Here is a 15,909-nt window from a genome sequence, read left to right on the forward strand (position 1 = left end):
GAGGACCGTCCTCCACAGGAGGACGGTCCTCAGTGTAGAAATGAAAATATACATAAGAATTTTAATAGACATTATCCTGGTAGTTTTTTTATTTCTTGTAGGTTATTTTTTTATATATAAAGAAATGCATTTTGTGAAAATAATTTCTTCTTCAATGGAACCAACTATTTGTGTTGGTGATAGAGTTATAACTGTAAAAAAGGGTGTAGTGCAAAGAGGGGATATTGTTGTAATAGAAGCACCCAAAGGTAAAAAAGAATTACTTACAAAAAGAGTAATAGGACTTCCTTCTGAAATACTGGAAATAAAAGATGGTAGTGTATTTATAAATAGAAAAAAACTTGAAGAACCATATATAAAAGAACATCCGAGATATGAATTAAAAGTGAAAATACCTGAAAAGAAGTATTTTTTACTCGGTGATAATAGAAACAAAAGTGAAGATAGCAGTATATGGGGGCCGGTTGACGAAGAAAATATTAAAGGTAAAGTAATTTGTCGGTACTGGCCACTAAAAAATTTTTCAATATTTTAATATTTTTCTGGTGGTGTCCAATCCCAGAGAGGAAGTTCTTTTTTATCAACAGGACATGGACCTCTTGGGGCTATCCACTCGTGATTGGGGAATCTTGGACAGTCAAATTTCATTCTTGTTATTGCCTTATCAATTGGACATTGATGATAAAGGAAATGAAAGATTTCAAATGTTTGACAGCCATCTGATATTCTTCCACAACTTGTACAGGTAAATTTTGAAATTAATGCTGCTCCAACATAAGGTATATAGCCATCAAATTCAACTTTACTATTACATTTTATACATGTTAAATTTTCAAATTTTACAAAATTAAGTTTTTCAAATTTAATTTTTTTACTCTCATAATTAAATTCCTCTTCGTAACTATCTGATATAAAAAACATTTTTGGTAAAATTATACCTATTTTATCTGTTTTCTCATATACTTTTGGAATATATTTTATGATATATTTTGGAAATTTACTTTCTTGAAGATTTTTTGCTGAATCATAGGAAGATGACATTGTAATATAAATAATGCCAGTAAGAACCATTCCTATTATAAATCCAGTAAGGACCCCAAATATTCTATCAACTATATGTTTTATATCAATTCTCTTTCTTAAAAGTTCAAAAAGGATAATTATAGCAAAAGTAAGAATAAGAACTGATAATAAAAAGCAGGTTAATTCAATAGCATTTCCTGTAATTCCAAAATTTCTAAATAAAGTTACAGGACCTCTGTAAATAATAGAAGATAGAGAGATACCAATACATAAAGCAATTATATCAATTAAATTTCCGACAAATCCTCTTATAATACCTATAAAAATTCCAATTAAAAGAAGAATAATTGTTAAAAAATCAATTCCTGTAAACATAAAAAAATTATAACATATAATGGTTTATTAAAGAAGAAAGGGGAGAGGAAAGAAAAATTCCTCTCCCCATTTTAGTTATTAATTTTCTGCTTTTTTCCTTTTCTTTTTTATTTCTTCTGGTTTTTGTCTTTTTTCTTCTTGTTGTTCCTTAATTGTATTGAGTTTTTCTTGAAGTTTTTTGTACTCTGTATCATTTGCAAGTTTCTGCTCAAGTTTTGTTCTCAATTGCTTGTGAAGTTCCGTTATCTGATTTTGAAGTTGTTGTAGTTCAGGGTCATTTTTAATTGCTTCTTCTTCAATTTTTCTCATTTTAATTCTAATTCCCATTGCCTGCCTTAAATTTTCATTTGGCATTGGTCTCGGTGGGTTTCCTGCTATTTCTTCTCTTGGAACTTTTTTAGGTTTTTCTTCTGCTTTAAGATATGCAGGAGTACTTAAAAGAAAAAATATTCCAGTCAGAACTATAAATAGTTTTTTCATTTTTTTCACCTCCTTTGTTTTTTCATTTTGACGATTGACCCATATAAAAGTTTAGGGTATTATCAGACATTATGAAACAAATATCTATTTTTGACCTTGATGGAACTTTAATAGATGCCTATTCTTTAATTCATATATCTTTGAATTTTACAAGAAGAAAACTTGGATATAATGAACTTGATTATCATTTAGTAAAGAAAAGTGTTGGAGGTGGAGATATTGGATTGATAAAGAAATTTTTTAAAGAAGAAGATAGAGATAATGCTTTAAAAACATATAGAGAAACACAAAAACAATATATAAATAAAGAAAATGTTAAATTGCAAAAAGGAGCAAAGGAAATTCTTTTATTGTTAAAAGAAAAAAAAATAAAAATAACAATCGCTACTAATAGAAATAAATTTGCTGCAAATTTAGTTTTAGAGAAACTTAACATAACCAATTATTTTGATTTGGTTTTTACTGCTGATGATGTAAAAGAAAAGAAACCTTCTCCTGAAATAATTGAAAAAATTTACGAAAAATTTAATTGCAGTAAAGAGGAATGTTTTTATGTCGGAGATATGGATATTGATTTGAAGACAGGACTGAATGCTGGAGTTGATACATATATTGTTTTAACTGGTTCTTCTACACTTGATGAAATTTTAAAAGTTGAAAAAGAAGCAAATGTTTTTTCTGATTTAATTGAATTAAAAAATTTTCTTTTAAATAATCATTTGATTTAACTTTTAAATTATTGGATAATAAATATGGAGATAGTGTCAAAAATAGATAAAAAAAAGATGAAAGAGAAATCCATCCTTACCTTTCTTTTTTAAAGGAAGGAGGTTCTTCTCCCTTTATTAAAGCATCTGTCCGTCGTGCTTTGTGGCGGAGGAGATAGAGAGGGATTTTATAAAGAGGGGTTAGGCTCACCCTCTGGACTACGCCCAGAGGGGGAGATTTAAAAGGGGAGAGGTTGTTAAAAAAGGAAGAGAAGCAAAAAGAGGGGGGATATAAAGACATATAAAAACCTTAAAAGACAAAGAAAGGCATTATAAAAGCTCTTAGCTAATTTTGGCAGTACCAATAAGAAAAGGAGGAGAAACAAATGGAAATAGTAAAAATTCATGGTAGACAGATTCTTGATTCAAGAGGAAATCCAACAATAGAGGTTGAAGTAGTTCTTGAAGATGGAACAGTTGGGAGAGCAGCAGTTCCTTCTGGTGCTTCAACTGGTGAAAGAGAAGCACTTGAACTAAGAGATGGCGGAAAAGAATTTCTTGGAAAAGGCGTTTCAAAGGCAGTAAAAAATGTAAATGAAGTTATTGCACCAAAAATTGAAGGTATGTGTGTATTTCATCAGAGAGAAATAGATAAAACACTAATTGAACTTGATGGGACAGAAAATAAATCAAAATTAGGAGCAAATGCAATTTTAGGAGTAAGTTTAGCAGTTGCAAAGGCATCAGCAGAATGTTTAGGAGTCCCTTTATTCTTTTATTTAGGTGGTGTTGTTGCAAATACCATGCCAGTTCCACTTTGTAATGTTATAAATGGTGGAATGCATGCAGATAATAATTTAGATATCCAGGAATTTATGATATCTCCAATTGGTGCAGATAGTTTTAGTGATGGTTATAGAATGGTTGCAGAAACATTTCAGTACCTTAAAAAGATATTAAAAGAAAAAAATTATTCAACCGGTGTTGGTGATGAAGGTGGATTTGCACCTGATTTGGATAAAAATGAAGAGGGAATAGAATTAATACTTAAAAGTATTGAAAAAGGTGGATATAAACCAGGAGAAGATATATATATAGCACTTGATGTTGCTGCTTCTTCACTTTATGAAAACGGTAAATATAACTTTGAAGGGAAAAAAGTTGACTCTGAATATCTTATTTCATTTTATGAGAAAATTATCAGTAAATACCCAATTTATTCAATAGAAGACGGTCTTGCTGAAAACGACTGGGATGGTTGGGCAATTTTAACCGAAAAATTAGGAAGTAAAATACAATTAGTTGGAGATGACATTTTTGTTACAAACCCAAAAATATTTAAAAAGGGAATTGAAAAGAAAATTGGGAATGCTATTTTAATAAAAGTAAATCAAATAGGGACGCTTACTGAAACATTACAAACAATTGAGATGGCAAAGAGAAATGGGTATAAAACAATAATTTCGCATAGAAGTGGCGAAACAGAAGATTCATTTATTGCGGACCTTGCTGTTGGAACAAATGCTGGACAAATAAAATCAGGGTCTTTAAGCAGGTCAGAAAGGTTATCCAAATATAATCAACTTTTAAGAATTGAAGAAATACTTGGGAATGGTAGTGAATATTATGGAAAACACCTGATTAAAAAATGAAAAAAAGAAGAAAAATTTATCTTATATTGATTTTAATAACTTTTGTAATTTTAAGTATTCCAAGAATAACTCTTCTTCTTTCTTCTATAAAGAAATTACATTATTATCAGGATGAAATTGTAAAATTGGAAACGGAAAATAAGATTCTAAAAGAAAAAATTGAAAAAATTGAAAATGACCCTTACTATATTGAAAAACTTTTAAGAGAAAATTATGGTTTAATTAAAGAGGGAGAAATAGTATATAGAATTAAGGAGTGAGAATGTATAGTTTAAAATTTATAAGAGAAAATACTGATATTTTGAAAAAAGCAGCAGAGGCAAAAAGAGAAAAAGTTAATTGGGAAAAATTTGAAGAACTTGACAATGAAAGAAAAAGAATAATATCTTTTGTAGAGGAGAGAAAAAGATGGCAAAACGATATAACTGAAAAAATCAGTACAAGAAAAGATGATAAGAACAGTATTGAGCCATTGATAAATCAGGCAAGAAAATATTCAGATGAAATAAGGGAAAGTGAAAAAAAATTGAGAGATATTGAAGAAGCACTAAATAAAATTGTTGCTACAATACCAAATATTCCGCATGTTTCTGTTCCAGAAGGGAAAGGGGAGAAAGATAATGTTGTAATTAAACAATGGGGTGATATAAAAGAGAAAGAAGTTTTACCACACTGGGAAATAGGAGAAAAACTAAACATTCTTGATTTTCAACGAGGAGCAAAAATTACAGGAAGTTTTTTCCCTGTTTTTAAAAATGAAGGGGCTCTTCTTGTTCGTGGAATGATTAACTTTATGATTGATGTGCATAAAAAAAGCGGGTTTAAAGAAGTGTGGGTTCCTGTACTTGTCAATAGAGATAGTTTGTTCAATACAGGACAACTTCCAAAATTAGAAGAAGATATGTATTATATAAAAAGTGATGACCTATTTTTAATTCCTACTGCCGAAGTTCCAGTTACAAATCTACATAAAAATGAGACAATACCCGAAGACCAATTGCCAAAATATTATGTATCCTATACTCCATGTTTTAGAAGAGAAGCAGGGGCTTATGGAAGAGAAACAAAGGGACTTATAAGGGTTCATCAATTTGATAAAGTTGAACTTGTAAAATTCGTAAAACCAGAAAATTCTTATGAAGAATTGGAAACATTACTTGCTGAAGCAGAAAAAATAGTTCAACTTCTTGGTTTACCATATAGAGTTATAAAATTATGTACAGGAGAATTAAGTTTTTCTGCAAGTAAATGTTATGATATAGAAATATGGGCACCTGGAATAAAAAAATATCTTGAAGTGTCTTCATGTTCAAATTTTGAGGGTTTTCAGGCAAGAAGAGGTAATATAAAATATAAAAGAAGAGATGGAAAAACCGATTATGTCCATACATTAAATGGGTCAGGCATTGCATTTCCTAGAACAATAATAGGTATACTTGAAAATTATCAGACAGAAAAAGGAGAAGTTATAATTCCAGAAGTATTAAGACCTTATGTTGGAATAAACAAAATTCCCTGTGGATAAAACAGAAAAGGAGAAATATTAAAATGGAAGATTTAAAAAACAAAGTTAAAGAAATTGAAAAAGATATTATTAGTTGGTATAGATATTTTCACCAGTATCCTGAAATTGGATTTCAGGAATTCAGAACATCTGAAAAAATACAATCTCTTTTAAAAAAATTTAAAATTCCTTACCAGGTAAAAGCCAAAACAGGAGTTGTTGGCTATTTAAAAGGAAAAGGTAAAAAAACAATTGGAATAAGAAGTGATATTGATGCTTTACCCGTAGAAGAAAAAACATCACTTCCCTATAAATCAAAAAATAAAGGTTATATGCATGCCTGTGGTCATGATGGACATATAGCAATTTTACTTGGTATTGCAAAAGTTCTATCTGAAATGGAAGATGATTTAGGAATAAATTTTAAATTTATTTTCCAGCCAAGTGAAGAAGCACCTCCAAGTGGTGCAAAACAAATGATAGAAGAAGGTGTTATTGATGATGTGAACTTGATAATTGGTTATCACCTTTTTTCTTTTCTCCCATTTAAAAAATTATGGATTGGAAAAGGTCCTGTTATGGCAAATGCCGATTCTTTTAAAATAAAAATAAATGGAAAAGGGGGACATGGTTCTCGTCCACATTTAACAAATGACCCAATTACCTGTGCTGGTTATCTCATTACTTCTTTACAGACAATTGTTAGTAGAAAAATAGACCCTGTTGTTCCCTGTGTTGTTTCGTTTGGAAAAATTTCAGGTGGGTTTGTTTTTAATGTAATTCCAGATGAAGTTGAAATTATAGGAACTGTAAGAACATTATCAGAAGATATTAGGGATAAAATAAAGGACGAAATAGAAAAAATAACAGAAAAAATTTGTTCTTTATTTGGCTGTAAATACGAAGTTGAATATAACAAACATTCCCCTGTTAATGTAAATGATGAATCTCTCTCTGAGAAAATAATAAAAATTACACAAAAATATTATCCAGAAAGTTTATGTGAATTTCATCCAATAATGGGGGGAGAGGACTTTGCATTTTATTCACAAAAAATACCTTCTTGTTATATGTTTATAGGGATGGGAGAAAAATGTGGTCAAAATCATAACTCATCATTTAAAATAGATGAGAGAATTTTGCCTTTTGCAGTTGAATATTTAACCACAATATTGATAAACCTAAATAACCCCTGCTGTTAAGGAATAGTAATATCCTTTTTTTTCAATCAATTCCTTATGTGTTCCCTGTTCAACTACTTGCCCATTTTCAACAACAATAATTATATCTGCATTTTTAATTGTGCTTAATCTGTGAGCAATTATTATGCATGTTTTACCTTTTATAAGATTTGTTATTGCTCTTTGAACATATTTTTCGGTTGTTGGGTCAACATTACTCATTGCTTCGTCAAGAATTAAAATTTTTGGCTCTGAAAGAATAGTCCTTGCAATTGCTAACAATTGTCTCTGTCCTTGACTTAATAAACTTCTTTCCTCTGATATAATTGTTTCATATCCAGAAGGTAAAGAAAGAATAAACTTTTCTGCATTAGAAATTTTAGCAGCATTTTCTATTTCTTCATCATTTGCAGTTGGTTTTCCATATCTTATATTTTCCTTTATTGTTTCTGAAAATATATATGCATCTTGAAGAACAACAGCAAGCATATTTCTTAAACAACTTTTTTTTATTTTTCTTATATCAATTCCATCAAGTAAAATTTGTCCTTTATCAACTTCATAGAATCTTGCTAAAAGATTTACTATTGTTGTTTTTCCTGCTCCTGTTGGTCCAACAAGAGCAGCAACTTCTCCCGGATTTATATGGAAATTTACATTTTTAAGAACTAAAATATCTTTAACATATGAAAAATAAACATTTTTAAATTCAATTTCTCCTTTTACATTTAAAAGTTCAATTTCTCCATCTTCAATTTCTTCCTCTGTCTCAAGAATTTCTTTTACTCTTGTCCCACTGGCAAGTGCTATTTGAATCTGGTTAAACTCTTCTGCAAGTGAATTTAATGGTCTGGAAAACTGTCTTGCATATGTTATAAAAACTGCTATTGAACCAATAGTTATGAGATTTTTTATAGCAAAATATCCACCTATTCCTCCAATTATTACAAGGTTGATATTATTTATAAAATTCATAAAAGGTCCAACTATCCCAGCATATATTTGTGCTTTTATTCCTATTTTTTTAAAATCATTATTAAAATCACTGAACTTTTCAATTTCTTTTTCTTCTCTGTTAAATGCTTTTATAACTTCCAATCCAGGTATATCTTCTTCTATTACAGAATTAATTTTTCCAAGTAATATCTGGTTCTGATAAAAATAATTTCTGGCTTTTCTTCCTATAATTCTTGTTGTGAATAAAGTAAATGGAATAAAAATTAAAATTACCAATGTTAAAATAACATTTATTCTCAGCATAACAATAAATATCCCACAAAAAATAAATAAGCTCATAAGTATATGGATAATGCTATTACTGAGAATATTACTTATAGAATCAACATCATTTGTAATCCTACTAACTATATCTCCGTGTGGTCTTGTGTCTATAACTTCTAATGGTATTGTCTGAATTTTACTGAATAAGTCCTTCCTTATACTATATACAATACTCTGTGATGTTTTCAGCATAAAAAAGCCATGAAAAAAACTTATAGCAGAGTTTAAACCATAAATAGTAAGACAGATTATAATAAAATTTAAAAAACCATTAAAATTCTTTGGCATAATATAACTATCAATTGCTTTTCCAATAAGATAAGGGCTAATAATTTCAACAGATGAAGTCAACAGAACAAGGAAAAATACAAGTAAAAATAGAAATTTATATGGTTTAATATATCTAATAAATAATTTTATTATTTTTTTTGCATCTTTCATCTCTACTTTTTCATACTTTCTATATCCATGATGATGAAAACCATTAGGCATTTTTAATTTCCTCCCTACCTATTTGTATTTCAGCCATCTCTCTATAAAATTGACTCATTTTAAGAAGTTGAGTATGATTTCCCTGATTTATAATTTTCCCTTCGTCTATTACAAAAATTCTATCACTTTTTATAAGTGAACTTATTCTTTGGGATATAATTATAAAAGTAGTTTTACTTAAATATTCTTTTATACCCTGTAGTATTTTTTGTTCATTTATCATATCAATTGCACTTGTAGCACCATCAAGAATAAGAATTAATGGTTTTTTTATAACTGCTCTTGCAATTGTAATTCTTTGTTTCTGTCCTCCTGAAAGATTTACTCCTCTTGCCCCTATAAATGTTTCATATCCATCAGGAAAATTTCTCACAAATTCATCTACTCTGCATATTTCCGATACCTTTATAAGTTCTTTTTCATCAACTTTTTCATTTCCCCATAAAATATTTTCTTTTATTGTTCCAGAAAAAAGAGATACATTTTGAAAAACAACTGAAATTTTTTCCCTTATCTTATTGGATGGAATTTCCTGTATGTTAACTCCATCAATTAAAATTTCTCCTTTTTTAGGAGAATAAAACTTCAAAAGTAAATTTATTATGGTTGATTTTCCAGAACTTGTTGTTCCTGTAATTCCTATGGTCTCTTCATTTTTTATATGAAAAGAAATATCTTTTAAAACTTCTTTCCCATTATAACTAAATAAAACATTTTTAAAAATAATATCACCTCTTTTTAAGTCATTCCCATTTTTTATATTTTCTTCTTTTTCTTTAATTTCTAATATCTCATTTACTCTTTCTGCAGAAGCAGATGCCCTTGATATAAAAGTTAAAATATTTGCTATCATCAATAATGACCTTAAAATTCTCATTAAATAGTTTATATAGGCAATTATTTCTCCTACCTGCATTGCATTACTTCTTACAAGAATCCCGCCAAACCATAACACACCAACAATACCGTAATTAAGAATCAGCATAAATAGTGGTCCTGCTGCCAATGAATAAAAAAATGATTGTCTGATAGTTTCCACTAACTCATTATTTGTTCTGTCAAATCTTCCTTCTTCATAGTCCTTTCTCATAAAAATTCTTACCAACCTTATACCAGAAAGATTTTCAATTATTACTCTGTTTAATTCATCTATTTTACTCTGGACTTTTCTAAAAAGCGGGAAACTTTTTCTAATTACCTTAAAATATATGAGCATTGTTGCTGGTATAAGAAACAAAAATATAAGTGAAAGTTTAGGATTTAGATAAATAGCCATAACTAATCCACCAAAGAAAAGGAGAGGAGCCCTGATAACAATTCTTAATAACATCATAATAAGTTGTTGTAATTGCGAAACATCATTTGTAAGACGCGTAATTAATGATGAAGTTGGTAATTTATTTAACGAATGTATAGGAGAATAAGCAATTTTTTTGAAAAGTTCTTCTCTTAAATCACACCCAAAATTTTGACTGGCAAAAGATGCATATATTGTACATAAAATTCCGCCAACCAATCCAATTAGTGCTATAAAAAACATTAAAATAGATGTTTTTAAAATCAAATCAACATTTCCCTTTATAACTCCCTCATCAACAAGTTTCGCAAGAAGAGTAGGTTGATAAAGGTCACAGACAACTTCTAATATCATAAAAAGAGGTGCTAAAATAACGAATTTTTTATACGGCTTTAAGAATTTAGTCAATTTTTTCATTTTAATAAGAATTTTTAAAAAGTGGTTTTTATTTTACCATTTTACTAATTTCTTTTAAAATATAAAATAGATTAAAATTATTTTTAAATATTATTTTAAATAATCAGTTTCAAATGATCCTTTGGATAACACAGATTGTCTGAAAGGTAGAAAGGAGTGTAGCAAGGACATAAACTAAAAAGGTGAAATCCTCACTACCTCCTTTTATTAAGAGGAAAACTTGCTCCTTCCTTTAAAAAAGGAAGGGTGGGATGGATTTTAGAAGGAGAAAAAACAAAGGTAATTTCGACAGTACCAATATTTTTAAAGGAGAAAGATGAAAGTACTTGTAACAGGCGGTGCTGGTTTTATTGGTAGTCATACTGTTGATAAACTTATTGAAGAGGGCAATAATGTTTTTATAATAGATAATTTATCAACTGGAAATAAACAAAACATAAATAAAAAGGCAAAGTTTTTTAATATTGACATAAGAGATAAAAAAATTTCTGATATTTTCAAAGAAGAGAGATTTGATGCTATTTTTCATTTTGCAGCACAGATTAATGTCAGGAAATCAGTTGAGGAGCCATTTTTTGATATTGATGTAAATATAAATGGGACATTAAATATTATTACAAATTTTTTAAAATATGGAAAAGGAAGAAAATTTATTTTCTCCTCAACAGGAGGGGCAATTTACGGAGATACAAAAACTATTCCTACTTCTGAAAAAATAATTCCTTTTCCTCTTTGTCCATATGGAATTTCAAAATTAGGAGTTGAAAAATTTCTCCATTATTATTCATATTTTAACAACCTTGAATATGTTGCTTTAAGATACGGAAATGTTTATGGTCCAAGACAAAATCCTTATTCAGAAGCAGGTGTTATTGCAATTTTTATTGGTAAAATTTTAAAGGAAGAAATTTGTACAATTTATGGAGATGGAAACCAAACAAGAGATTTTGTTTTTATTGAAGATGTTGTTAAAGCAAATTTGATGTGCTTTAAGAAAAATGTTAAAGGTGTTTTTAATGTTGGAACTAATAAAGAAACAAGTGTTAATAAAATTTTTAATTGTTTAAAAAAAATCAGTGGAAAAAATATAAAAGCTATATATAAAGATGAAAAAACAGGGGATATAAAAAGAAGTTGTTTGAAAATCGATAAAATAATAAAAAAAGTTGGGTGGGAACCAGATATAATGATTGAAAAAGGCATTGAGAAAACATATAAATGGTTTAAAGGAAATTTTGAACAATGAAATATCTAATAACAGGCGGGGCTGGCTTTATTGGTTCACACATAGTTGAAGAATTGCTTAAAAGAAATAGTGAAATTTTTGTTTTAGATGACCTATCAACTGGTTCACTTTTGAATGTAAAAGATTTTTTAAGAAATGAAAATTTTCATATTTTTATTGATACAATACTAAACGAGCATATAACAGAAGAACTTGTTAGAAGGAGCGATTTTGTTTTTCATCTCGCTTCTGTTGTTGGGGTAAAAAGGGTAATGGAAAATCCCATTGATTCTTTAATTATAAATATTTTGGGAACACATAATGTTTTAAAAAGTTGTGTAAAATATAACAAAAAGGTTTTGATAACTTCAACATCAGAAATTTATGGAAAGAATAAAAATGTTCCTTTTAATGAAGAAACAGATATTGTAATTGGTTCTACAAAAAAGAAAAGATGGAGTTATGCCTGTTCAAAAGCAATTGATGAATTCCTTGCATTTGCTTACAACGAGGAACAAAATTTATCAGTTATAATTGTAAGGTTATTTAATACAGTTGGTTCAAGACAGACAGATAAATATGGAATGGTAATTCCTAAATTTGTTAAGCAGGCGTTGAAAAATGAAGTAATTACAGTTTTTGGAGATGGAAATCAAACAAGATGTTTTATTTCTGTAAAAGATGTAGTTGAAACACTTCTAAAACTGATAGAAAAAAAAGAAGCATATGGAGATGTTTTTAATGTTGGAAGTGATGAAGAAGTAAAAATTAAAGACCTATCTTTTAAAATAAAAGAAATTACAGGTAGTAAATCCGAAATTAAATTTATAAGTCCAGAAAAAATTTATACATCTGGTTTTGAAGATATGGAAAGAAGAGTTCCTGATACATCAAAAATAAAAAAAATAATTGATTTCAAAATTAAATATTCATTAGAAGATATTATTAAAGATGTAGTTAATTATTATAAAAATATTCAGGCAACTGTATTGCCTGAAAAATAGCAAGTGGCAAAATGCTATAAAAGGCACAAAATCCAAAAATCTTAGAGGATGATACTAATTTTAGGTATAAAGACACAGAGGAAAAATAAAAAAATATTTTAAAAAGGCACTCTTTTTAAACCCTCTCCCCTTGGGGAGAGGATAGTGGGTGAGGGGAAAATATCTATTTAATCCGCCACAAAGCGTAGCGGACGCTAAAATACGCGCTTTGTGCCTATGTGGTTCACTGAAATATTAAGTGAATATTAACTTTGCAGAAAAAAACAAATGAATAGAAAAAAAGAAAATACTCTTCTTTTTTTAATACTTTTTTCAGGATTTATTATAAGATTAGTTTATCTTTATTTTTTCAAAGATACTGCATTCTTTAATCCATACTTGATGGATAAGCATGACCAGAAGACATTTATATTATGGGCTGAAACAATTTTAAAACATCCATTTTATGTTGATGGAAAAGTATTTTATATGGCACCATTTTATCCATATTTACTTTCCCTTTTTTACCTTTTAAGCAGTGGAAATATCCTGATTATTTTAATTTTTCAAGCAGTTATTGATACAGGAACATGTTATCTTTTATATCTAATAGGTAAAAAACTTTTTGGAGAAAAAGTTGGTCTTATTTCATCTTTTCTTGGGTGTTTTTACAAAACATTTATTGTTTATTCTATCTCAATTTTAAGCGATGGAATTATACTATTTCTTTACACTCTTTTTTTCTTTTTACTTATATGGTCCCTTGAAAAACCGACATTTAAAAGATGGATAATTACAGGAATTATTTTGGGCTTTTGTGCTTTATCTAAACCAACAATAGGAATTTATCTCCCTTTTTTATTTTTTGGACTATTCTATTTAAAGGATAAAAAACTATTACCACTGAACTTATCTCATCAAAAGCAAGCACTTATTACTTTTTTTCTTATTATTTTTGTTTCAGGTATTACAATTTTACCAGTTACTATAAGAAATTTTATTGTTGAACATAAGTTTGTTCCAATATGTTTTAATGGTCCTATAAATTGGGCAATTGGTAATAGTTCTGATTCAATAGGACTTTTTTATTATCCAAAGGGAGAGGTTTTAAGTGTGTTTTCATTGCCTTTCTGGAAATTATTCTTAACAAAATTATACCTATTTTTTACAAGTTATGAATGGCCACAAAATATGAATGTGTACCTTGTAGAAAAAGTTATTCCATTTTTAAAGCTAGCTTTTATAAAATTTGGATTTGTTGTTCCTGTTGGTGTCTTTGCCTTTTTTATACTTTTTAAGAACTTTAAGAAATATTACTTTTTAATTACATTTACATTTTTTAATGTTCTATGGGTGGTTCTTTTTTTCATTACAGATAGATATAGATTGCCTGCTGTAAGTTGTTTTATTGTTTTATGTTCTTATTTTTTTATCTGGGTTTATGAAAAAATCTTTAGAGAAAAAAAATTGTTTTTACCATTTCTAACCTGTTTTTTTATTTTAATTTTTGCTTATTTTTTTGATATAACACCAGGACCACTCATTCCAGATGAAAGTAAAAAAATTTTTGCACTTTTAAGTGTAAAAAATATACAGAACGATTTAAAAAATGGAAATATTAAAAAAGCAAAAAAAGAAAGTAAAAAATATAATGAAATTTTGCCTGATGACCCTAAAAGCAGTTATCTACTTGCTTGTGTTTATTATGAACTAAAAGATATTGATAAATGTTTTTATTATTTAGAAAAAACACTTGAAATAAGTCCTGATTACGAACCAGCAAGGAAATTTTTAAATGATATCCTAAAATGATAACATTATTTAAGACAAAATAAACAAATGGAAAATGTAATCTGCCCGGTTTGTAAAAAAAATGAAGTAGAAATGGAAGAAAAATATGGAGAATTTACTTTATATAAATGTAGAATTTGTACTCTTGAATTTTTTTATCCTTTATCTTATAAAAGTTCCTTGTATGAGGAATTTTATTCTTTTGGATATGGCAATACAGTCATAAAAAATAAACAAAAATTTCCGATATTATTCCCTTATGTGCTCTTTAATTATATTAGATTTTTTAATAAGTTTTCAGATACAAGTTTATTAGTTATAGCGAGATGAAAAAAGAAAAAATCTGTATTATTTGTAATGACCCATTCTCAGATTATCTTTTGAATAGAGGAAAAGAGTGCATAGAAAAATACTTTAATCCTTTGCTTAAATTTGAAACACATATTATTTCATTTGAGGATTGTTATAAATATCAAACCAGAAAAATCGGTACTTTAATTATTCATCCTTTTTGTGAAAAACAATTCAAAAAAACATTATTTTACCCCTGGAGAGTTATTAGAACATTATCAAGACATCTTTTGAGAGGTATAAAAATTATAAAAATTATAAAAATAGAGAAAATTCAACTTGTAAGGGGGTATGGTATTTCTAATTTAGCTTTTATTGGTCTTATTGCATCTAAAATTACAAAAAAACCTTATATTATTTCTTTGCATAACGATTATGATTATATGTTTAAACTGAAAGGAAAAACAAAAAGAATAATGTGGCATTTTCTTGAAAAACTCACAATAAAGTTTTCTGATTTTGTAATTGTAGTAAGTCCTTTTCTTATTGAATATGCTAAAAAACATGGAAATAAAAAAGTTGTTTATATACCAAACCCTCTTGATCTAGAAAAATTTATTGAAGTTGGAAAGAAAAGAACTTTTAACGAAAAGGAAGAAAAAACATTGATTTTTGCTGGAAGATTTTTTGACCCACAAAAAAATTTTTATCGTCTTTTAGTTGCATATAGTAAAATAAAGTCAGAACTAAGGGAAAAAAGTAAATTATTTGTTCTTGGAGATTATGGGGGAAAACTCGGATATTATAAGGAGTTAACAAAAAAATTGGGAATAGAAAAAAATGTTGAGTTTATTGGAAGAGTTCCAAGAACAGAAATGCCATTATGGTATATGAAAGGTGATTTTTTGCTTTTACCCTCTTTATATGAAGCATTACCAAATGCACTAATTGAAGGGATGGCAACAGGACTTCCTGTTTTAACTTCAAAGCATCCTTCCTGTACTTATCTTGTTGATGAGAGTAATGGGGTTATTGTTAATCCATTGAATGTAGACGAAATAAAAGAAGGGATTGAAAAATTATTAAGTATGAAGCAAGAAGAATATAAAGAAAAAGCAGAAAATTCAGTCAAAAAGGTTAAAAATTTTAATGATGAAGAAGTTTTTAAAAAAGTTGCCTTTTTATACGAAAAATTAATCAAGAGGTAAAA

At 28.1% G+C, this 15,909-nt stretch carries 15 protein-coding genes; 11 read left to right on the top strand and 4 right to left on the bottom strand.

Annotated elements, in window-relative coordinates:
* Nucleotides 1-40 precede the first annotated feature (40 nt).
* Nucleotides 41-535 carry a signal peptidase I gene (gene lepB, locus PLW95_02310; protein ID HOV21498.1) on the top strand — a complete coding sequence of 165 codons (495 nt, stop codon included), beginning with the start codon at nucleotides 41-43 and terminating at the stop codon, nucleotides 533-535.
* Here the strand turns inward: lepB and PLW95_02315 are convergent.
* Together PLW95_02315 and PLW95_02320 are read right to left on the bottom strand one after the other, a co-directional pair.
* Nucleotides 532-1,398: a CvpA family protein gene (locus tag PLW95_02315; protein HOV21499.1), complete on the bottom strand. Its 867-nt coding sequence runs from the start codon at nucleotides 1,396-1,398 to the stop codon at nucleotides 532-534. The genes lepB and PLW95_02315 overlap by 4 nt on opposite strands.
* A gap of 78 nt (nucleotides 1,399-1,476) precedes the next feature.
* Nucleotides 1,477-1,878, bottom strand: a complete 402-nt coding sequence (locus PLW95_02320) for a hypothetical protein (GenBank protein HOV21500.1) — start codon at nucleotides 1,876-1,878, stop codon at nucleotides 1,477-1,479.
* A 71-nt stretch (nucleotides 1,879-1,949) separates the two neighbouring features.
* Between PLW95_02320 and PLW95_02325 the strand changes: the two genes are divergently transcribed.
* From PLW95_02325 to PLW95_02345, 5 genes are all read left to right on the top strand, one after another.
* Nucleotides 1,950-2,606, top strand: a complete 657-nt coding sequence (locus tag PLW95_02325; protein ID HOV21501.1) for an HAD-IIIA family hydrolase — start codon at nucleotides 1,950-1,952, stop codon at nucleotides 2,604-2,606.
* A gap of 365 nt (nucleotides 2,607-2,971) precedes the next feature.
* Nucleotides 2,972-4,237 carry a phosphopyruvate hydratase gene (gene eno, locus PLW95_02330; GenBank protein HOV21502.1) on the top strand — a complete coding sequence of 422 codons (1,266 nt, stop codon included), beginning with the start codon at nucleotides 2,972-2,974 and terminating at the stop codon, nucleotides 4,235-4,237.
* Entirely contained in the window at nucleotides 4,234-4,497 is a 264-nt protein-coding gene (locus tag PLW95_02335) for a septum formation initiator family protein (protein ID HOV21503.1), read from the top strand. The genes eno and PLW95_02335 overlap by 4 nt, the downstream gene beginning before the upstream one ends.
* 2 nt (nucleotides 4,498-4,499) lie before the next feature.
* A complete protein-coding gene (serS, locus tag PLW95_02340; protein ID HOV21504.1) occupies nucleotides 4,500-5,762 on the top strand; it encodes a serine--tRNA ligase in 1,263 nt (420 codons plus the stop codon).
* Nucleotides 5,763-5,785: 23 nt separating this feature from the next.
* Nucleotides 5,786-6,943 carry an amidohydrolase gene (locus PLW95_02345; GenBank protein ID HOV21505.1) on the top strand — a complete coding sequence of 386 codons (1,158 nt, stop codon included), beginning with the start codon at nucleotides 5,786-5,788 and terminating at the stop codon, nucleotides 6,941-6,943.
* On the opposite strand, the gene PLW95_02350 is transcribed toward PLW95_02345, so the two are convergent.
* Together PLW95_02350 and PLW95_02355 are read right to left on the bottom strand one after the other, a co-directional pair.
* On the bottom strand, nucleotides 6,923-8,695 hold the full coding sequence (locus PLW95_02350) for an ABC transporter ATP-binding protein (protein HOV21506.1): 1,773 nt from the start codon (nucleotides 8,693-8,695) through the stop codon (nucleotides 6,923-6,925). The two genes, PLW95_02345 and PLW95_02350, sit on opposite strands and share 21 nt — an antisense overlap.
* On the bottom strand, nucleotides 8,688-10,409 hold the full coding sequence (locus tag PLW95_02355) for an ABC transporter ATP-binding protein (GenBank protein HOV21507.1): 1,722 nt from the start codon (nucleotides 10,407-10,409) through the stop codon (nucleotides 8,688-8,690). The genes PLW95_02350 and PLW95_02355 overlap by 8 nt, the downstream gene beginning before the upstream one ends.
* Before the next feature lie 316 nt (nucleotides 10,410-10,725).
* Here PLW95_02355 and PLW95_02360 point away from each other — a divergent pair, with 316 nt between their 5' ends.
* From PLW95_02360 to PLW95_02380, 5 genes are all read left to right on the top strand, one after another.
* Nucleotides 10,726-11,655 (top strand): NAD-dependent epimerase/dehydratase family protein, encoded by a 930-nt coding sequence (locus PLW95_02360; protein HOV21508.1) that lies wholly within the window; start codon nucleotides 10,726-10,728, stop codon nucleotides 11,653-11,655.
* Nucleotides 11,652-12,638, top strand: a complete 987-nt coding sequence (locus PLW95_02365) for a GDP-mannose 4,6-dehydratase (protein HOV21509.1) — start codon at nucleotides 11,652-11,654, stop codon at nucleotides 12,636-12,638. Before PLW95_02360 ends, PLW95_02365 begins: the two co-directional genes overlap by 4 nt.
* Before the next feature lie 267 nt (nucleotides 12,639-12,905).
* Nucleotides 12,906-14,429: a glycosyltransferase family 39 protein gene (locus PLW95_02370; protein ID HOV21510.1), complete on the top strand. Its 1,524-nt coding sequence runs from the start codon at nucleotides 12,906-12,908 to the stop codon at nucleotides 14,427-14,429.
* A gap of 27 nt (nucleotides 14,430-14,456) precedes the next feature.
* Nucleotides 14,457-14,738: a hypothetical protein gene (locus PLW95_02375; GenBank protein HOV21511.1), complete on the top strand. Its 282-nt coding sequence runs from the start codon at nucleotides 14,457-14,459 to the stop codon at nucleotides 14,736-14,738.
* The gene (locus tag PLW95_02380; protein HOV21512.1) at nucleotides 14,735-15,907 is read left to right on the top strand and encodes a glycosyltransferase family 4 protein; all 1,173 of its coding nucleotides are present in this window, start codon (nucleotides 14,735-14,737) and stop codon (nucleotides 15,905-15,907) included. Before PLW95_02375 ends, PLW95_02380 begins: the two co-directional genes overlap by 4 nt.
* Nucleotides 15,908-15,909: the final 2 nt, after the last annotated feature.

The organism is bacterium (assembly GCA_035370465.1).
GTDB lineage: Bacteria > Ratteibacteria > UBA8468 > B48-G9 > JAFGKM01 > JAGGVW01.